Source organism: Paracoccus albus, from assembly GCF_027913035.1.
GTDB lineage: Bacteria > Pseudomonadota > Alphaproteobacteria > Rhodobacterales > Rhodobacteraceae > Paracoccus > Paracoccus albus.
This window is the reverse complement of record NZ_CP115776.1, coordinates 144,670-163,708: the sequence shown is the minus strand read 5'-3', so window position 1 is coordinate 163,708 and position 19,039 is coordinate 144,670. Positions and strand designations below refer to the sequence as shown.

Annotated in this window: 16 protein-coding genes; 12 read left to right on the top strand and 4 right to left on the bottom strand. The window is 59.1% G+C overall.

Features of this window, described 5'->3' with window-relative positions:
- The first annotated feature begins 30 nt into the window (after positions 1-30).
- Genes PAF20_RS17430 through PAF20_RS17410 form a run of 5 tightly spaced genes read left to right on the top strand, consistent with a single transcriptional unit; the run spans position 31 to position 5,473 of the window.
- Positions 31-1,131 (top strand): ABC transporter ATP-binding protein, encoded by a 1,101-nt coding sequence (locus tag PAF20_RS17430; protein ID WP_271073409.1) that lies wholly within the window; start codon positions 31-33, stop codon positions 1,129-1,131.
- The gene (locus PAF20_RS17425; protein ID WP_271073408.1) at positions 1,128-2,204 is read left to right on the top strand and encodes an MBL fold metallo-hydrolase; all 1,077 of its coding nucleotides are present in this window, start codon (positions 1,128-1,130) and stop codon (positions 2,202-2,204) included. The genes PAF20_RS17430 and PAF20_RS17425 overlap by 4 nt, the downstream gene beginning before the upstream one ends.
- Positions 2,198-2,752, top strand: a complete 555-nt coding sequence (locus PAF20_RS17420) for a histidine phosphatase family protein (protein ID WP_271073407.1) — start codon at positions 2,198-2,200, stop codon at positions 2,750-2,752. The genes PAF20_RS17425 and PAF20_RS17420 overlap by 7 nt, the downstream gene beginning before the upstream one ends.
- Before the next feature lie 32 nt (positions 2,753-2,784).
- Positions 2,785-3,765, top strand: coding sequence for an ABC transporter substrate-binding protein (locus PAF20_RS17415; RefSeq protein WP_271073406.1), 981 nt, complete (start codon positions 2,785-2,787; stop codon positions 3,763-3,765).
- Entirely contained in the window at positions 3,755-5,473 is a 1,719-nt protein-coding gene (locus PAF20_RS17410; RefSeq protein ID WP_271073405.1) for an ABC transporter permease, read from the top strand. Before PAF20_RS17415 ends, PAF20_RS17410 begins: the two co-directional genes overlap by 11 nt.
- Positions 5,474-5,559: 86 nt before the next feature.
- Here PAF20_RS17410 and PAF20_RS17405 read toward each other — a convergent pair whose 3' ends face one another.
- Positions 5,560-6,075, bottom strand: coding sequence for a hypothetical protein (locus tag PAF20_RS17405; RefSeq protein ID WP_271073404.1), 516 nt, complete (start codon positions 6,073-6,075; stop codon positions 5,560-5,562).
- A gap of 249 nt (positions 6,076-6,324) precedes the next feature.
- Between PAF20_RS17405 and PAF20_RS17400 the strand changes: the two genes are divergently transcribed.
- Positions 6,325-8,340 (top strand): S8/S53 family peptidase, encoded by a 2,016-nt coding sequence (locus PAF20_RS17400; protein WP_271073403.1) that lies wholly within the window; start codon positions 6,325-6,327, stop codon positions 8,338-8,340.
- Here PAF20_RS17400 and PAF20_RS17395 read toward each other — a convergent pair whose 3' ends face one another.
- Complete coding sequence (locus tag PAF20_RS17395; RefSeq protein ID WP_271073402.1) at positions 8,341-9,606, bottom strand: phosphatase PAP2 family protein; 1,266 nt, start codon at positions 9,604-9,606, stop codon at positions 8,341-8,343.
- A gap of 130 nt (positions 9,607-9,736) precedes the next feature.
- Between PAF20_RS17395 and PAF20_RS17390 the strand changes: the two genes are divergently transcribed.
- From PAF20_RS17390 to PAF20_RS17365, 6 genes are all read left to right on the top strand, one after another.
- The gene (locus PAF20_RS17390) at positions 9,737-11,272 is read left to right on the top strand and encodes an AfsR/SARP family transcriptional regulator (RefSeq protein ID WP_271073401.1); all 1,536 of its coding nucleotides are present in this window, start codon (positions 9,737-9,739) and stop codon (positions 11,270-11,272) included.
- 634 nt (positions 11,273-11,906) lie between these two features.
- Positions 11,907-12,350: a hypothetical protein gene (locus tag PAF20_RS17385; RefSeq protein WP_271073400.1), complete on the top strand. Its 444-nt coding sequence runs from the start codon at positions 11,907-11,909 to the stop codon at positions 12,348-12,350.
- A gap of 7 nt (positions 12,351-12,357) precedes the next feature.
- Complete coding sequence (locus tag PAF20_RS17380; protein WP_271073399.1) at positions 12,358-13,917, top strand: glycosyltransferase family protein; 1,560 nt, start codon at positions 12,358-12,360, stop codon at positions 13,915-13,917.
- Positions 13,914-15,044, top strand: a complete 1,131-nt coding sequence (gene wecB / locus PAF20_RS17375; protein ID WP_271073398.1) for a non-hydrolyzing UDP-N-acetylglucosamine 2-epimerase — start codon at positions 13,914-13,916, stop codon at positions 15,042-15,044. Before PAF20_RS17380 ends, wecB begins: the two co-directional genes overlap by 4 nt.
- On the top strand, positions 15,041-16,303 hold the full coding sequence (wecC, locus tag PAF20_RS17370; protein WP_271073397.1) for a UDP-N-acetyl-D-mannosamine dehydrogenase: 1,263 nt from the start codon (positions 15,041-15,043) through the stop codon (positions 16,301-16,303). The genes wecB and wecC overlap by 4 nt, the downstream gene beginning before the upstream one ends.
- Positions 16,300-17,970: a glycosyltransferase family 4 protein gene (locus PAF20_RS17365; RefSeq protein ID WP_271073396.1), complete on the top strand. Its 1,671-nt coding sequence runs from the start codon at positions 16,300-16,302 to the stop codon at positions 17,968-17,970. Before wecC ends, PAF20_RS17365 begins: the two co-directional genes overlap by 4 nt.
- A 49-nt stretch (positions 17,971-18,019) precedes the next feature.
- Here the strand turns inward: PAF20_RS17365 and PAF20_RS17360 are convergent, their stop codons facing one another.
- Both PAF20_RS17360 and PAF20_RS17355 read right to left on the bottom strand, forming a co-directional pair.
- Positions 18,020-18,331 (bottom strand): hypothetical protein, encoded by a 312-nt coding sequence (locus tag PAF20_RS17360; RefSeq protein ID WP_271073395.1) that lies wholly within the window; start codon positions 18,329-18,331, stop codon positions 18,020-18,022.
- 12 nt (positions 18,332-18,343) lie between these two features.
- Positions 18,344-19,039 (bottom strand): orotate phosphoribosyltransferase, encoded by a 696-nt coding sequence (locus tag PAF20_RS17355; protein WP_271073394.1) that lies wholly within the window; start codon positions 19,037-19,039, stop codon positions 18,344-18,346.

Below are 19,039 nucleotides of genomic sequence, written 5' to 3'. Positions count from 1 at the left end.
GCCGTCGTAAATTCTGTCTATCGAGCACGCATGACCGAGATCACATTTAAGAACGTCTCGCGGCGCTTCGGGAATACGACCGCCGTTGACGATATTTCAACCAAGCTGGACTCCGGGCGGTTTGTCGCCCTGCTGGGACCTTCCGGCTGCGGCAAGACAACGCTTTTGCGCCTGATCGCGGGGCTGGAACGTCCCGATGACGGCACCATAGCCCTTGCAGGCCAGACGGTCGCTTCGCCTTCGCGCTTTGTTGAACCTGAAGGGCGCGAACTGGGCATGGTGTTCCAGTCCTACGCGCTCTGGCCGCATATGACCGTCGCGGGGAATATAGGTTTTGGCCTCAACCGTCTGTCTCGTGCCGATCGTGAACAGCGCGTGACAGAGGCCTTGCGGATGGTCGGCATGGCCGGGTTCGCCGGGCGCAAACCGCATGAGCTGTCGGGTGGACAAAGGCAGCGGGTGGCCCTTGCCCGCAGTCTGGCGGCAAGGCCGCGCATCCTTCTTCTGGACGAACCTCTGGCAAATCTCGATGCGCATCTGCGTCAGTCGATGCTGGCCGAGTTCCGCCGCATTCACGCAGCCACCGGATGCACGATGGTCTTTGTGACGCATGACCAGAATGAGGCGATGGCAGTCGCCGATCTGGTGGGCGTCATGGATCAGGGGCGGCTGGAACAGCTTGCGCCACCGCAACAGCTGTTCGATCAGCCGGCGACGCCGATGGTCGCCCGCTTTGTCGGTCATGGCCGCACATTGCCGGTGACGGTGAGAGATCGCGGCGCAGATGGTCTTTGCCGTATCCAGATCGGTCGCCATGAGGTCGCAATCCCCGGCATCGTCCAGAATGGCGCAGCCTGGCTTTGCCTGCATTCGCGCGACCTGATTCCTTCGCGGGACGGAATCGAGGCGACCGTTTCCTCGTCGCGGTTCGAAGATGGCTATCACATGACGGATATCCTGTTCGATGACCTGCCCGAGGCAGAGCCGCTGACCCTGCGACTTGACCGACCCGCAAAGCAGGGCGAGCCGTTAAAGGTCGCGCTGCGCGGTGGCTGGGTTCTGCCGCGTGACGGCTCACCAGGCGTGGCCTTGGGGGCGGCTTCACCGCAAAGGACCCGCGTTCCGGCATGATGCGGGTTCAGGCGCTTGGCGGGTTCGATGCAAAAGGTCCGGCCTGTTTCATGGTGGATACAGGCCGGGCGCGGCTTTTGCTGGACATGGGAAAAGGCCCCGATGCAGGACGCAGGCCCGATCTGTCCGGCATCGGCAGGGTGGATGCGGTGCTTATCTCTCACGGTCATGCGGATCATGTCGGCTCTCTGGACCTGCTTGACCGCATCGGATCGCCACCGGTTTATGCGACTGCACCGACCCGTGCCCTTGCCGAAACTCCGGCGCTTCGTGATGCGCAAGACCTGCCCATACGCGGCGATATCGCAGGCGTTTCGGTGGAAACCGGGCTTGCCGGACACGCGCCGGGTGCAGTCTGGATGCGGGTCGGTGGGCCGGGCGGGCTGGTATATAGCGGTGATTATGCCGAGGGGACCGGGCTGTTTCCATCCGCTGCGCTTCCTCGCGCACACACGGCAATCCTCGACTGTTCTTATGGAGTCGAGCCAGATCATCTGACGACGCAAATCGCCGCGCTGATGCAATTGGCGGTCGACGGGCCGTGCCTTCTACCGGCGCCGCCTGCCGGTCGCGGGTTGGAAATCGCCTTGGCCCTTTTGGACAGCGGGCGGCGGGTCAGCATTTGCGATCAGATACGGCAGGTGGGAAAAGTGATGCTGTCCCACGGTGATTGGCTGGGATCAACGGGTGTTAGCGACCTCGACCGGCTTCTTAACAATGCCGGGCGGTTAGAACCTGACAGCCCGATGCAGGGGATCATGGTCGCCGCCGGCGCGAATTGCGGCAGCGGGCTGTCGGAAAAACTGGGGCCCCGCGCACTTTCTGCAGGCGTTCCGATCATCTTCACCGGGCATCTGTCGCAGGGCTCGCCAGCGTATGATTGGGTGCGAGAGGGGCGCGCAACACAGGTGCGTTGGAATGTTCACCCGGATCGGGCAACGCTGGAAACGCTGCTGTCCCAGACAGCAGCCAAGATCGTGATTCCGGCCTTCGCTACCGCTGCCCACAGACAAAGTCTGAGCGCTGCCTTCCCCGCCGTTAGCTGGGCCGCACAGGGCGATATCTCATGGTGACGCTGCGGTCGGGTGCTTTCCTGTTTTTGCGACATGGCCAGACTGCGGCTAACGCGCAGGATATCATTTGCGGCAGCACCGACCTGCCGCTGAACGAATCGGGCATTGCGCAGGCTAGACAGGCGGCCGCCTTTCTGAAGCATACGGGAGTACAACAGATCGTCGTCTCGCCCCTGAAGCGGGCGCAGCAGACTGCACAGCCGGTGGCCAAGGCGCTTGGCCTGCGCATCCAGATCAGCGAAGGCCTTGCCGAACGGAACTGGGGCGTGTGGGAGGGTCAGCCCCGCAGCATTCTGCGCCGCGAGGAAACGCCACCGAAAGGCGAGGCGCTTCAGGCATTTAACGAGCGCACCGAAGCGGCTTTTTCCGCAATTGACCTTGACCTGCCGACTTTGATCGTCGCCCATTCCGGGACGGATCGTGCCATCCACCGGCTTCTTGCAGATGGCCCACATATCCGTATGGCGAATGCTGCAATACGGCTGTGGGAACCAGCCATGCAGGGCACGCAATGGAACTGTCACGAATGTTTCAAACCAGAGCGATAGGTACGCGATGAAATGACAAGAGGATTCCGACTATGCGTTTTGCAACTCCACTGATCGTTACTGCAGCGGCGATGGCTGGCCCGGCATTTGCCGAACCGAGCGGCGCGATCACCGTCTATACCTCGCAGCCGCAGGAACAGATGGCCACCGTTGTCGAAGCCTTCAATCAGGACTACCCGGATGTAGAGGTAGAGGTCTTTCGCACCGGCACCACCGAATTGATGTCGAAGCTTCAGGCCGAATTCGCCGCAGGCTCTACCCCCGCCGACGTGCTGCTGATCGCGGATGCGGTTGCCATGACGCAGCTGAAGAACGATGACCGGCTGCTGGCCTATGCCGATGCGCCGGTCGAAGGTATCCCCGCCGATGTCATCGACCCGGATATGACCTTTTTCGGCACCAAGCTGATCACCACCGGCATCGTCTATAACACCGATATGGTGGACACCGCGCCGACATCCTGGGACGATCTTCGGACACCAGAGGTTGCAGCTTCACTGATCATGCCCAGCCCGCTTTATTCCGGTGCTGCCGTGATCCATGTCGGCACCGTGGTCCAGCAGCCGGAATTCGGTTGGGAGTTTTATGAAGAGTTGGCCGATAATGGCGCGGTCGCCGGTCAGGGCAACGGCACCGTGATCGAGGCGGTTGCACGGGGCGAAAAAGCCTATGGCATCATTATCGAATATATGGCCATGAACGCGAAAGCCGACGGCTCTCCGGTCGATTTCGTGTGGCCGGAACAGGGCGTCAGCGCGATCACCCAGCCTGTCGCCATCGTCAACGGCACGGATAATGAAGAAGCCGCGAAGGCATTCGTTGACTGGCAGCTTTCGCAGACCGCGCAGGAACAATCGGTCGAGCAGGGATATTTCCCGATCATCGAAGGCGTCGCCGCACCCGAGGGCTATCCCGCGCTTGACAGCCTGACCATCCTGCCGCTCGACGCCGATCAGCTGATGGCAGACGATCAGGCGAATAAAGAGCAGTTCGCTGATCTCTTTGGCGGCTGATACGGGCAGACCCACCCTGACGAAGGGCGGCGTTCATCTGATCGTCGCCCTTCTGGCTGTCTATGTGCTGGTGACCGGCGCATGGCCGCTGATCCGGCTGTTTGCCCTGTCTTTCGCACCGGGAGAGGACGGGCAGGCACTGGGGCTTATGCGCGACACGCTTTCCGGGCGGTCCTTTCAACGCGCATTCTGGAACACGATCTTCGCCTCTGCCGGGTCGGTGGCGGTTTCTACCCTGCTTGGGACAGGTTTTGCACTGGCGACCGGCCTTCTTCGCCTGCCGGGCCGGGCGCTGATCAGCTTTCTGGCGCTGTCGCCGCTGCTGATCCCTTCGCAGATCATGGCGCTTGCCTGGATCGAGCTGATGGGCAGCGGATCGCCGGTGCTGTCGGCCCTTGGGCTGGCACCCGAACCGGGCAGGTCCAATCCGCTGTATTCCGGCTGGGGCATCGCCTGGCTGATGGGGCTGGAACATATGCCGCTTGTCTTTATCGCGGTCCGTGCGAGCCTGTCATCCGTGCCCGCCGATCTGATCGAGGCCGGGCGGATCTCTGGTTCCAGCCCATTGCGCATCACTGGACGGATCATCCTTCCGCTCGCACTGCCCGCGGCCATTGCCGGCGCGGTGCTGGCCTTTGCCGCCGCAATCGGCAATTTTGGCGTGCCCGCCCTTCTGGGCATTCCCGGTCGCTTTCCCGTGCTGACAACGGTGATCTATCAGCGGCTGAACGGGTTCGGCCCCGAGGTCATCGGAAGGGTTGCGGCAATGGCACTGGTTCTGGTCATGCTGGCCGCTGCGGCATTGCTGCTGCGGCATCTGCTGCAGCGAACGCTGACGGTACCGCTACCCGCAGGCAAGGGTTTCCGTGGGTTCGAGGTTGGCCGCGCCAAATGGCCCGTCCTCGCATTCCTCTGGCTTGCCCTGATCTGGCTGTCGATCCTTCCGATCCTTGCCCTTCTGTCCACGGCGCTCGTCCCCGCGCTTGGTGTGAAGCTTGGTCTGGATACGGCCAGCATGACGAATTTTTCCGAAGCGCTTGCCAATCCCGCCGTTCGCCGTGCTTTTGTGAATTCCTTTACGCTGGCGGGCCTTGCTGCTGTGATCTCGGCCATGGTCAGCATCCTGATGGGCTGGCTTGCGATCACCGCCCGCAACCGCCCCGCAAAGCTGCTCAGCTGGCTTGCCGATGCCGCTTTTGTCGTTCCCGGCACGGTGCTGGCGCTTGCGATGATCCTTGTCTATCTGCGCCCACTTCCGCTGATCGGCGTCTCGATCTATGGGACCGCGGCCATTCTGCTGGTCGCCTATCTGGGCCGCTTTCTGCCAATGGCACTACGCCCTGTCGAGGCGACAATCGCAGCCTCCGACCCCTCGCTGGATGAGGCGGCGCGGATTTCCGGTGTCAGCATATGGCGGCGGATCGTCTTTGTGGCCGCCCCTGCCGTGATGCCATCGGCAGTCGCGGGGGGCATGCTGATCTTCATGACCGCGATCAATGAGCTGACGCTGTCCGCGCTGCTCTGGTCGGCGGGGCAGGAAACGATCGGCGTTCAGATATTTTCAATGCAGTATGAAGGCAACTCTACCGGTGCTGCCGCGCTGTCGGTCATGTCGCTTTTGATGGTTGGGTTTCTGGTGGTTCTTACCGACAGGATGGGTAAGAACCTGCCGGATGGTACGCTGCCCTGGCGTTCAGGCCAGGCATGATCATGGACATCAAACACGCTGTCAGGGACACGCAGAAGCGTCGTAAAAAACTTGCCTGGTGAGCTTCCGCCATCGTCTGAACCCGATCAGAGTTCCTCGGCGATTATATGGCCAAGATCTTCCAGAATCACCTGTAACGTCGTGACCACATCCTGCAACGTTTCATCTGAAGCGATGTCGTTATAGTGCAGATAGACGCCACGGCACCGGAACCAGAAAGACAGATTCACCGCCGCAAGCACATCCATCCGCGCGCAAACGGCTGAAGCCGCCATTTCATCAAGCCGCGTTTCTGGCATCGTTTCGCAGTGGCGATCTTTCCAGTCGATCAGCGCCTCTTGCAATTCGATCCATATACGCATCGTTTTGATCCGGGAGCTGTAGCCCCCCTCTGCGACGAACCAGACGGGCGGCGCGTCGTCATCCGAATCCGGCGCGGCGTCCGCGCTGCCACAAATTGGACAGCATTGCACCGCAGGGGCTTTGGATGAGACCGGCTGGCCGGAAGGTACGGCGTCAGTGCCAGCTGCATTGACCAGCCCTTCGGCGATTAGCCTGTCCCTGAATAACTCAAACAGGACATTCAGGTCATCTTCGTTCAAAGAAGCAAGACCTGCGGAACCGGACTTTGACTTAATTGGCATGCTTATCGCTCCAGTTTGAGACGGATAATCGTTAAATGCTGTGCGCCCATTCTCAATGGATCGCGTCACAGCAGCGTTAATCCGACCAGTACATTCCGTTAATAAAGCGTCAAAAGCGCCCTTATACGCGCCTTTCGCAGGTTGACGGGCTTGACCGAAGCAAGTCGTATTGGCTGAATGGTTGCGGGCGGATCACGGGAGATGGCAATGCCGGAATTTTTTTTCTGGGACGGCTACCTGCACTGGGCGCGCGAGTTGGAAAAAACCCTGCTGCGACCCGGAGATGCCGAAGGTTTAATGATGGAGCCGGTATTTGGCCGCATCCGTGATCCGCTCACTCAGGAAGAAGCTTTCGATTTTCTGCAACGAGAGAACTTGATTACCCCAAAAGGTGAGCCGCGCGCCCTTCATCGCAAGCAAGAGGGGGGCATTGCATATCGGCTACAAAAGCTGCGCGGGTTGGAGTTTCTTGACGGCGATACACACAAATTCGACCCCGAAGAGGTCATGACTGCCCTTATCCACTATGCCGTGGCCATGTCTTCAGGCGGTCCGGTCGAGCCTGTGCTTGAATTTTTCTTCTATCGTCCAGTGGCCGAGACATGGGCAGAGCATGAGCAGACACTGGCCTTTGCCGATGTCATTGATATTGGCGCGCCGGCACTTGTCACGACAATCGACGACCCACCACCCGAAGGACAGAATATTCGCCTTGCCTCCGATCAGGCTATAGGTGCGCTGATCGACAACGATATCGGTTTTCTTAACCGCCGTTTTCGTGAAACCGCCGATCAGACACGGTTCAGCGCGATATGGCTGCAATCGCGCGAAAGACTGCATGAAAACACTTTCGGTCCGGGCGTGCACATCCATGTCGGCCGCGTGTTGACTGGCCGCGACATCGACGACCTGATTACAGATACGCGCAAAAGCGAACGCAGCATCTATCACGAGATCAACACCGACTTGCACACCGTGGCTGCTTTCAGGGAACCGCCGCCGATTGACGGGCATGGCAGCTCGGTCGCCGATCTGGCTTTTGGGGGGGATCGCTCCGGCGATCCACTGCTTGCGGTGCAGTTGCCCCCCGAAGCGGCGATGGATACCTCTGGCACGACAAGCGAAAGCTATATCGTGCAAGGATTCCGCTGGCTTTGCGCCCGCGCCCGCAGGCTGTCTCTTCGCAGCCCGCTGGTGGTGAATATCAGCTATGGAACGCTTGCCGGCCCGAAGGATGGCAGCAAGTTTCTGGAAGAGCAAATTCGCCGCGAGATCCTTCTGGCAGAGCAATATGGTCAGACGGTCCATGTCGTCTATGCCTTTGGCAACAGCCGAAATCGGCGGCAGGTGGCGAGGCTTTGCGTTCCGCCCGGCGATACGGTGGCTGCCCCGCATTGGATCGCGCCACCTGACAACCCATTCCCGACTTTCATGGAAATTCGCGCGGTGAAGACGCAGGACGGGCTCAGCCGGCTGGCCGCGCCACCCGATGGCCTGCGCATTACCCTCAATGCCCCCAACGCTGCTGCGGGGCTTGACGGAACGGCACCCCCCAATGAGGCTCTGCCACCACTGACCGGCGGCGATGATACGACACCATGCAGGCTTTATCATGTTCCTGTTCGCACGCCACCTGATCGCCCCGTGCAGCCCGGCTATCTGATGTTGGCAATCGCGCCCACGGGGCATCTTCCATATGCAACGCCGCACGATCCGCGCGCGCCGCTGGCCTCTGCGCCTTCCGGGGCATGGAAACTGCAGTTCCAAAACCCCAGCGATCAGCCGCTGGATCTGGTTTTGCAGATCCAGCGTGGCGACAGCGCACCGGGCTTTGTTACCGGCGGTCGACAGTCCTACTTCGACGGCACCATTGTTGCGCATATCCAGGATGATGTATTGATCCGCGATGTCACAGCCCCGCTGACCAATCATGGCACAAACAGCAGCTATACCACGGCACAACTGGGTAGTGATCCGGCTTCGCGGCGCATTCATACCGCAGGCGCGGACCTGCGCTTTTACGGTGCTGAGATCAGGGCTGACTACTCTGGCGAAGGTGCGGAATGGGCGGCAATCGACGACCCGTCAGCAACCGCGCAGGTCGATACCATCGCGCTCGCTGGTCTTGACGCCTCAGGAACCTATAGCGGCAGCCGCACTCGCCTGTCGGGGACCAGTGCAGCCGCGGCAATCCTATCGCGACGGCTTACTGAATCGCTGTGATCAGGAGGCAGGTGCAACCGTGATCATCTCGCGCCGCGCTCTGCGCCAGATCTGACGCAGCAGGGGATCGGTACGATCTGGATCGACATTCAGCTTACCAGTCTTTTCAATTGCGCCGGGATTGGTTGCATCCCCTATTGTAACCGTTTCAAACTCGAAAAATGTATCGGCCAGATCCGGCGGCGTGATACGATAGGAGCCCGTCTTTTTGCCACCTGCGAGCGCATTGACAAGATATTCACCAATCGCCAGCCCAAGCCCCGCGCCAGCGAAGTTATCAATAGGATAATGCACGCCCGCGACAGTGCGATTCTCCGCGATCCGCGCCGCAAGCCGCATCAACGGTGCACCCGGATCGCTGAACGCGGTGCTCACATCGAACGACTTCGATGGCCCGCTTTGCATGATCCCGATTGGCTGCGCACCGCTGAGCGCATAGAGCACAGTCGCAATCATATAAGCCTCGACCGCATGGCCGCTAGGATAGCTGGCATGGGTCGGAGTCTGGATCATCGGCTGCACAAAGGCCGAAACGGCGATGGGCCGTGGCGCATTGGCAAAAAGCTTCATGGGCGTTTCCAATGTGGTCCCCAAACGCAAAAGCGCGTAGAGCAGCATCACAGTATATGGCGTCGAATCAGCATCCAGATAATTGATCATTCCGAAAAACGATATGATATCGGTCTGCTGAACGACGATTTCCTCTAATCGCTCTTCTCGCAGCAATGATGCCGTCTTGATCATTGCTACCTGCTTTTCAAGTGTGGCGCGATCCATGTTGAATAGCGGCAAACGAAACAAAGGGTCCGGCTTGCGCATTCGCCTTGGACCCGTGCGCTTTCGGCGCGTAAAAAGAGAAATATCCTCGCCCGGTTCAAGCGAAAGCGTTTTAAACAGCGATAGCAGGCGATAGTCGACAAGATGTTCGCGATAAAGCGGCTCCAGATGGACGAAGTTCCTGAAATCGGATGAATCTTCCGGTCCCACTTCGTTGCCGGCCGCCGAAGCTGGGCGTAGACCCGCAGTGTCCCAAACCGGCGTAATGCCTTGATGCGAGCTTAGAAGCGCATAACTCAGAACGGTATCGGAAGGACCACCGGCGTGAAACACACCGTCATCTCCATCCTTGCCATTTTTTCCGTTTTTTCCGTTCTTGCCATTTTTCCCGTTTTTTCCGTTGCTGGGACCCAACATGCCTAATCCGGCCATCACAATCTCCGATGCAATTAGTTGATGGATTTTTGCAACACAGATAAGATGGGTCAATTATCAATCCGGAAGGTCCGGCTTTTTGACGCTGGTTTAACGCTCGGACGCTTCCTACGTTCGCGGGATTTGTCGATTCATGCCAAATTCTAATGGCCGCCTTAAAATCCGATTGCGGGGATCATTTCTCGTGACCGATTCGAATGGTGCGGACATTACGCCGCTTGGCCGAAAGTCAATCGGTCTTCTGGCACTGCTGGCAGAAACCCCGTCGATGCGGCGCGGGCGCCGCTGGCTAGAGGACAAATTGTGGAGCGATCGCGCCCCGCGGCAGGCGCAGGGCAGTCTGCGATCCGCCCTGCTGGAAATCCGGCGCTGCTTTGGCCCCGCTGCCCATGTTCTGGGCAGCGACCGCAAACATGTCTGGCTTGATGCCTCGGCCGTGCAAACCGACCTTGCCGACCACTCGGCAGAGGGAGAGTTTCTGGAAGGGCTGGATATCCTTGACCCGGAATTCAACGACTGGCTTATCCATAAGCGCGTCAGCTATGCCGACCGCGTCAAGACAGACAGCGATCCAGGCCACGTGGTGCTTATCCAATGCGGAATGCCATGGAGAACGGCGCAGGGCGTCAACCCGCTGGCGCAGATGGTGGACGATCAGATCGGCAAGACGGTCAGCGGCTTCATCGCCTGTGCCAGGCGGACGCTCCGTCAGGAAAACCCGGACCTTATCATCCGCACCTCGGTCGATCAGGGGGACAAAAGCGCGATGATCCTCGCGCAGGTTATCGACCCAGCCACTGACGATCTGGTCCATAGCGACCATTGTTTCGTCAGCGACCTTCACGGATTTTTGGCGGATGAGCAAGCGCTTGGTCGTTTCTGCTGGGGTGTGGCCGATGCGGCACTGGAGCGCCTGCCGCAACATTCCCGGCCAGATTCGACCATCGCTCAGCGCAGCCGTTATGTCCAATCAGCGCTGCGCGATACGCTCAGCTTCGATGCCACTGCCATGAGCCGCGCTTTCGACGGGCTTGGATCGGCATATAGTCAGCTGCAATCCGGGCTTTTCCTGGCTTTTGGCGCATGGGTGCTGATGTCTATGGCACTGGAGGAGGTGCAACCTGACACGAACGATCTGCGCGCTGAAATGACCGACCTGCTGAACCGGGCCGAAGGCCTGTCCCCCGATGAGCCGATGGTGCTTGCCCTGTCGGCCAGCGTGCGGGGCGGGCTTCTGGGTGATATCGGCGGGGCGGCGCAAAGGGCGGTCCGGGTTCTGCGGGAGGATCCGCATAATCTTTTTGCTCTTCTGGCCATGTCAAAGGCCCGTGCCACGCAGGGCGACGCGAAGACAGCGTGGGAAATGTCACGCCACGCCAGCCAGATCTCCGCCTATTCAAAATTTGAGGCGATGTGCAGCCTGCAACATGCCATTCTTTGCCTTTCCATGCGTCGCCCTCAAGAAGCTATGGAAGCAGCCGAACGGGCGGCACAGGGCAACGTCAATTACCGTGCCCCATTGCGCCAGTTGCTGGCGCTGCAGGCTTGCAACGGCGATATAAAGGCCGCAATGGCCTCTGCCGGAAAGCTGGCATTGATTGAGCCCGACTTCACGATCGAGCGGTTTCTTTTCGACCGCCGCTACCCCGCGGACACACTGCGCGATATCGGTTATCTTGACGCAGCTAGAAACGGCCTGCTGGATCTGGATCGAGACTGAGCGTCAATTGCCTGCCTAGCGATGGCAGTTGAACAGCATCCGCCGTATTTTCTCGCCGTCCTTCACATCAGGATGCCGGAAAACGCCATGAGGTTGCAGGAATCGATGCGGCCCTGAACGCGTCAGGCTTGGGATCGATGGCTGCGGGCCTTAAACAAATCGTCCGGCCGCATTTGCCGGTGTCGAAGGCGACGATCATTGCCTCCTCTATCTCCGGTAACAACTGACGAGCAGGGCTTCTTGTGCCAAGTCCTCAGATCATCGACTGTCTGCCGCTTTCGCTACCTCGTGACCGTCTTTGGAGAGATACCCGAATTCCAGCTCCGCTCCTGCCGGCAGGGTTTCAATTGCTGTATTGCCACACTGACGCAGCGCGAGGTCGCGGCCATAACGTGACGAACCTGTACCATCGACCACTCGTCCTGCAGGAACGTACGGCCAAAGCTTGGCATCAGACAGCCAGGTTAAATTCAGCGTTTTAAACGGGACGATCCGCGGCTTACAGACGAGAACCTCCTTGCAGCCAGGTGAGCACGCGCACCAAAGCACAACCTAAGGACGAATTTCTCCTTCACAAATTTTACCTAAGGATATACAACCATAGAGAGAGTTACTGATCAGTCAGGAACATCGAATGGTACGGCGATACTCTTCAAACGAATTGGCTCTTAATAAGAGCGATCAGGCCTCTCAGGTGGCCCGGAAGTATAATGAGTCCGCTCCAAACAGCGAGGCTGGAGATGCGATGGTCGAGCGGATGACCGATATCGCCGTATTGGGGGATGAGGTTGCCAGGCTGGAGGCAATCGTCTCAGATTTAAATAATAAAATTAGATATCTGGAATCGGAACTTCGAAGGAATGACGATGCAGCGTTGAATGCCAGCGATGCGGAGCTGACAATCGGGGAGCTTTCGCGGCAGCTTGATATTCGAGACCGTACGATTGCAGATCTACAAGCCGATCGCGACCGGCTGCTCCGTTTGATAGACGACGTGTTCAACACCATCTCCTGGAAGATAACCGGGCCGCTCAGAAGGCTGAAGTCGACACTTCGCAAGTCGCCACCGGCTTCATAATGCGCCAATGAAACAACTAGAGATTGAATTTCTGGCAAATGGCTTGTGTCGTGCGCAGCGGCAACTGGCCGATTGTCTTCCGGCTCAGACGCGGCGCGCACTGCTATCGCGCGCGCAAGACATACGGCCCTCGCTTGAGCGCTTGCGCGAGGCGGTCGAGCTGGAAGCGAGCCTTGGGAACATTTCGGAGGCCGAGCGGATATACCGGCAGATACCCCGCTTTCGCTGGACCGGTTTGGGGATATGCACTGCATGGCATGACAAGATCAGAAAAATGCTGAGCAAAGCCGGTGCAGAGTTGCCGGAACTGTCAGGCCCATCCGCACGCCTTGTCATCGCCTTCGCTTTTCCCCCCTTTGCGAATGCATCGGGAAATGTCATGGCGCGGCGCGTTGAGAAAAGCGGCGACAGCGTCGATGTGATTTCCAACGATATGAGCGGCGTGGCACCGCTGGACGGTGGGCTCTATGGGGCGATTTCGGCGCGGATCGGACAACATATTGTCCTTGAGGCGGAAAACTATCCGGCCAGAGCGGCCGCATTCACTGATTTCGCCGACGCCACTGTTCAGGCGCTGCAATCTGACGAATTTGGGGCGCAACGCTATGACGAAATCTATTCCAGGTCGATGTGGGCTCAGTCGCATTTCGCCGCCGCCGCTGCATTTGTCGCGGGGTTTGGCGATAGTTGGACGGCGGAGTTCTCTGATCCTTGCCGCCAAAGCCTGACAGGCGACGACAGCAACGCCCTTGTTGATGACGCGTGGCTGGAAAACAGCCGGATTGCCGCCGCCATTCGTGCGCGTGGTTTCGACGTTCCGGATGGACAATCGCTGATGTTCTGGGCGGAGTATCTTCCCTTCTGTCTTGCTGACCGCATTGTTTTCAACAATGAAGAACAGCGCGATCTGATGGGTTCGCAGCCAGACCTTCCTGAAAATGTCCGCGCACGGATAAGCAGCATTTCAGAAATCGAGGAACATCCGGTCCCCGGTCCGACCATCCTTTCACAGATGCCCTGTCCGAAAGCCTCGCGTGGTGATATCTGGATCGGCTATTTCGGAAACCTGAACCCGCGACGGGATCTGACACCTTTGCTGAACGCCTTCGCCCGGCTGCCTGACCATCTGAAGGCAAAGCTGCGGTTACTGGTTTTTGGCAACGTTCCCCGTGAATTTCGGCGGCAATGCGCTGATCTTGGTATCGACAGGTTTGTGATCGCCTCTGCCGCGCTCGATTACCTTGATGCGCTGTCATATATGCGAGCCATGGATTGGCTGTTCATCAACGATACAGCCACTGATGCTGCATTTCGAACCAACCCCTACCTGCCCTCGAAGCTCGCCGATTACCGCTCGGCGGGGCGTCCAGTTCTGGCCTTTGCGGAAACGGGCAGCGCCCTTTCGCGGACGAAGCTTCCGCCCGGCTCGCTTTGCGTCGACATGACCGATGAGGACGCCACGCTCAACGCGCTGATCCACATCGCCAGTGCAGACGCAATCAACCTTCAGACATTAGCGTCAGAGACAATGCCTTCTTCCGCCGCAATCAATGGTGCCGAAATATGAAAGTCATGACCGTATTCGGGACCCGGCCCGAAGCAATCAAGATGGCCCCTCTTGCAAAGGCGATTGATGCGGATGCCCGCTTCACAGGGGTTGTCTGCGTAACGGGCCAGCATCGCGAGATGCTGGATCAGGTCACGACGCTGTTCGGGCTGAAGCCGGATCACGACCTGAACATCATGAAAAGCGGGCAGGATCTCTACGATGTGACCTCGACCATCCTAAGCGGTCTGAAGCCGGTGCTGGAAAAGGAGCGCCCGGACATCGTGCTGGTTCACGGCGATACGGCGACGACGTTTTCAGCGACCGTCGCGTCTTACTATGCCCGCATCCCGGTCGGTCATGTCGAGGCAGGTTTGCGGACCGGCAATATCTATTCGCCCTGGCCCGAGGAGGGGAACCGAAGGCTGACAGGCTCGCTGGCAACATTGCATTTCGCGCCGACGGATACGTCGCGCCAAGCCCTGCTGCGCGAGGGCGGGCCAGAGGAACGGATCATCGTGACCGGCAATACCGTCATTGATGCGCTGATGGATGTGGTCGGGCGTTTCAAAAACGAAACGGGAATGGCGGAGGAGATCGCGGCGCGGTTTGATTTCCTGACTGAGGATCGCCGGATGGTTCTGGTGACCGGCCATCGCCGTGAAAGCTTTGGCGGCGGTTTCGAGCGGATTTGCACCGCGATTGCCCAGCTTGCCGAACGGTTTCCAGAGGTCGATATCGTCTATCCGATGCACATGAATCCGAATGTCCGCGAACCCGTGACGCGGCTTCTGGGTAAACATGACAATATTCACCTGATTGAGCCACAGGACTATCTGCCCTTCGTGTGGCTGATGAACCGCGCGACGATCATCATCACCGATTCGGGCGGGATTCAGGAAGAGGCACCGTCGCTGGGGAAACCGGTTTTGGTCATGCGTGATACCACGGAACGTCCTGAGGCGCTTGAGGCTGGAACGGTGCAGCTTGTCGGCACGGATACGAAACGCATTTTCGATTGGGCCTCGCGCCTGCTGACCGATGAAACCGCCTATCAGCAGATGAGCTTTGCCCACAATCCTTATGGTGACGGCAAAGCGACGCAGCGGATTCTTGACGCACTTGCCAAATTCGGGGGAACAGCATGAAGGCCCAATTCAACAAAATCTGCATGGTCGGCCTTGGCTATATCGGGCTGCCGACCGCGGTTGTGTTTGCGGTTCGCAATATCAATGTGGTCGGGCTTGACATTAATCAGGCTACCGTCGATCGCGTGAATGCCGGCGAATGTCCTATTGTCGAGCCGGGACTGGATGAGGCGCTTCGCCGCGCTGTCCGGTCGGAACGTTTGCGTGCCACAGTCGAGCCGGAGCATGCCGATGCTTTCCTGATTGCCGTGCCGACTCCGTTTCTGAATGGTGATGAACAGAAAATACCCGATCTGTCCTATGTCGAGGCCGCAGCGCGCAAAATCGCACCGGTTCTGAAGCGCGGTGATCTGGTCGTGCTGGAATCGACCAGTCCGGTCGGCGCGACAGAGTTGATGGCGGGATGGCTGGCCGAAGAACGCCCCGATCTCAGCTTCCCGCAAACTCATGGCGAGGACAGCGACATCCGCATCGCCCATTGTCCCGAGCGTATCCTGCCTGGTCATGCGCTGAAAGAACTGGTCAGCAATGACCGCGTGATCGGCGGGATGACCCCGGCCTGCGCCACGCTTGCCCGTGATTTATATCGCATGGTCGTCGAAGGCGATTGCGTGGAAACCGACGCCAGAACAGCCGAGATGGCGAAACTGACGGAAAACAGCTTTCGCGACGTCAATATTGCCTTCGCGAATGAGCTGTCGCTGATTTGTGAGAGGCTTGGCATTGATGTCTGGGAGTTGATCCGCCTGACAAACCGGCATCCTCGCGTGAACATACTTCAACCCGGACCCGGCGTCGGTGGTCACTGTATTGCTGTTGATCCGTGGTTCATCATCGCACAGACGCCGGATCTGGCGAAAATTATCCGCACGGCTCGGTGCATCAATGACGAAAAGCCCTCATGGGTGGTCGAGCGGGTGCGTGCCGCCGCCGCGCGGAAGGGCGCGGGCGCAAGTATCTGTTGCTTCGGCCTGTCGTTTAAACCTGATATTGATGACCTGCGTGAAAGCCCGGCAATAGAGATTGTCGAACGCCTGACAGAGGAGTTCCCCGGCCAGATCACCGTCGTTGAACCCCATATCGACAGGCTGCCGGACCGCCTTGATGGAAAGGCCGGGCTTGTTGCGATGAGGGTCGGGATAGAGGCTGATATCTGCGTCATGCTGGTCGATCACACAGAATTCCGAAACAGCCCGCCACCTGGCGCGGCGGGCGCTGACCTGATTGACACGCGCGGCATTTGGACAAAAAAACCTTGAGCCAGAACGACCCTGCATTTACGCCGACACCAGTGAGCGCGCAGGATAAGGAACCAAGTCCCCTTGCGCGACAGCTGGATCAGTCAGGAAAAATCCTGCAACGGCTGGGGCGGCCGAATTCACGCCGTCAGCTGATCGACTGGCTCTGCCGCGACGAAGGCGGTTTTGCGTTTCAGCAGATGCGGCTGAGCGCGGCGATTGAACTGCACGACTTTGACGAAGCAGATCAGATCCTCCTAGCGATTGATACGCTGCAAGGTCTTAACGAAACGCAGCGGCGTTGGCTGGACCAGCAACGAAATGCTTTGCGGGCGCCGCCACTCGACCTGCAATGGTTGCAGGCGGCGATCACGGCAAGGAACCCACCCCAGTTGACGCCAGTTCCAAAACGGATCTGCTATATCCTCCACAACTCATTGCCGTTTTCGTCGGGCGGCTATGCGACCCGAGCGCACGGTCTGGCCTTGGGTCTTCGCGCCGCCGGATTTGATGTGCGTTGTGTGACCCGACCCGGTTTTCCTGTCGAGACGGTCGATATTGACCCCTTGGACGTTCCTCTGATCGAGGAGATCGGCTGGGTCGAATATCGGCGTGTCATTTCCCCTTCGCGCCGTGAGGTCGGGGGCGGGCGCTATGTGAAGCAGGCCGCGCAGGCAATCGAGGTGCAGCTTCGCGATTTGCGCCCCGAAATTGTCATCGCCGCGTCCAATCACTTGACGGCTCACCCCGCCCAGATTGCCGCAAGGCGTCTTGGTATCCCTTTCGTCTACGAAGTGCGCGGCTTTTGGGAAGTTACCCGCGCATCGCGCGAACCGGCGTTTCGGTCAACCGCGTCATTCAAAACCCAAGCCAAGCTGGAAGCAATGTGCGCCAGTGCTGCCGATCATGTTTTCACGCTGACAGAGGGAATGCGCGAAGAGCTGGAAAGAAGGGGCGTGCCATCCGCGAAGATCAGCCTTCTGCCAAATTCCTGCGACCCCGACCAGTTTGCGCCTCGCGGCAGGGACACCGATCTCGCCCAACAGCTTGCTATCCCGGTCAATGTACCGGTCATCGGCTATGTCGGCTCTTTCGTTCAGTATGAAGGGCTGGACGACCTGACTGCCGCATGTGCCGCGCTGAAATCGCGGGGCGTTGGGTTCCGCCTTTTGCTTGTCGGCAATGAAAATGTGTCCTCGCAGGAAAAAGGCCCGATCACAGAGGCGATAGAGGCTTTGGCGGCCAAAGCGGGACTTTCCGATTGGCTGATTATGCCGGGTCGCGTGCCCCATGAGATGGTCTCTGGATACTATTCCCTGATCGATATCGCGGCCTTCCCGCGCAAGCCGCAGCCGGTGACAGAAATGGTGTCTCCGATGAAACCGCTGGAGGCGATGGCCATGAAAAAGGCGGTCGTGGCCTCTTCGGTTCGCGCATTGTCAGAGATGGTCCAGCATGGTGAAACCGGGCTGCTCTTTGAAAAAGGCGATATCGTGTCGCTGGCGGACAGGCTTCAGCAATTGATTGAGAATGCGGCATTGCGCGAACGCCTTGGCGAGGCGGGCCGCCGCTGGGTTGAGATGCACCGCACATGGTCGATTACGGCGCATGAAGCCCGAACCGTCATCGACGGAATCGACTCAGTGCACGGCGCCGCGCCCGATACCGCGACAAACCGGCAGAGGTGATCCTTCGGGCACAGCCGTCGGACGCAATGCCTTGCGCGGGGACCCGGCGCTATTCAACGGCGAGCGATTGGGCAACGCCTTCTATCGCGGCAAGATATTCAGCCGCGCCGGCGTCTCGGCCTTTGTCCAGCTTCTGTGCAAAGCCCTTGATCCGGTCGTATGATTCCGTCACCTGCTGCGCGCGCAGGGGCATACGCTCGTTAAGCTCAAGAAACTGTTCTGCTGCGAGTGCCAGCAGAAGGTGACCGGCGGCATCATCGGGTTGCTGCGCCGCCGCTTTGCGCAGGACGCCAACGACCTCGTGATAGGCGTGGATGCTCTTGCCGTTTTTCTCTATCAGCTCGATTTTCTCGCTGAACATTCAAGTCTCCTTTCAGGCTGTTCCGATGCGCGTCGCGCCGCCATGCTCGCCCGACCACTCAAGCGGTGCATGAAGGAAGTTTTCCAGATTTTCCAGATCGTCCCGCGCAAAGGCATCCATTTCCTGCGCGGCTTCCAACACGGCCCACCAATCGGCCAGCCAATGCAGGCGCAGACCGTTGTCGTCCAGATGGGCGAGCGTGTCTTTGTAGATGTTATAGAAGAACAGAACCACCGCGTGATCGACCTGCGCACCCGCCCGGCGAAGGGCCTTGCAGAATTGCAGCTTGCTGGCGCCGTCGGTTGTCAGATCCTCGACCAGCAGCACCCGCGCACCCGGCTCCAGATCGCCTTCGATACTGGCCTGCGGTCCAAGGCCGCGCGGCGATTTGCGCACGAAAACCATTGGCAGCGACAGTTTCGCGGCAATCCAGGCCGCAAAAGGAATACCCGCGCTTTCGCCGCCCGCGACCACGTCGAAACTGTTGCGCCCGATGTCGCGGTCGATGGTGGCCAGCAGAAAATCCAGCAGCGTCCCGCGCAGCGATGGATAGGAGATCACCCGTTTGCAATCGACATAGACCGGGCTGGCAAGGCCCGATGTAAAGGTAAACGGTCGCTGATCGGCAAAGCGCACCGCGCCAAGCTCCAGCAGCATCTTGGCGGTCATGTTCGCCATCAGCTTCTGATCGGGAAAATGCTTGGCCAT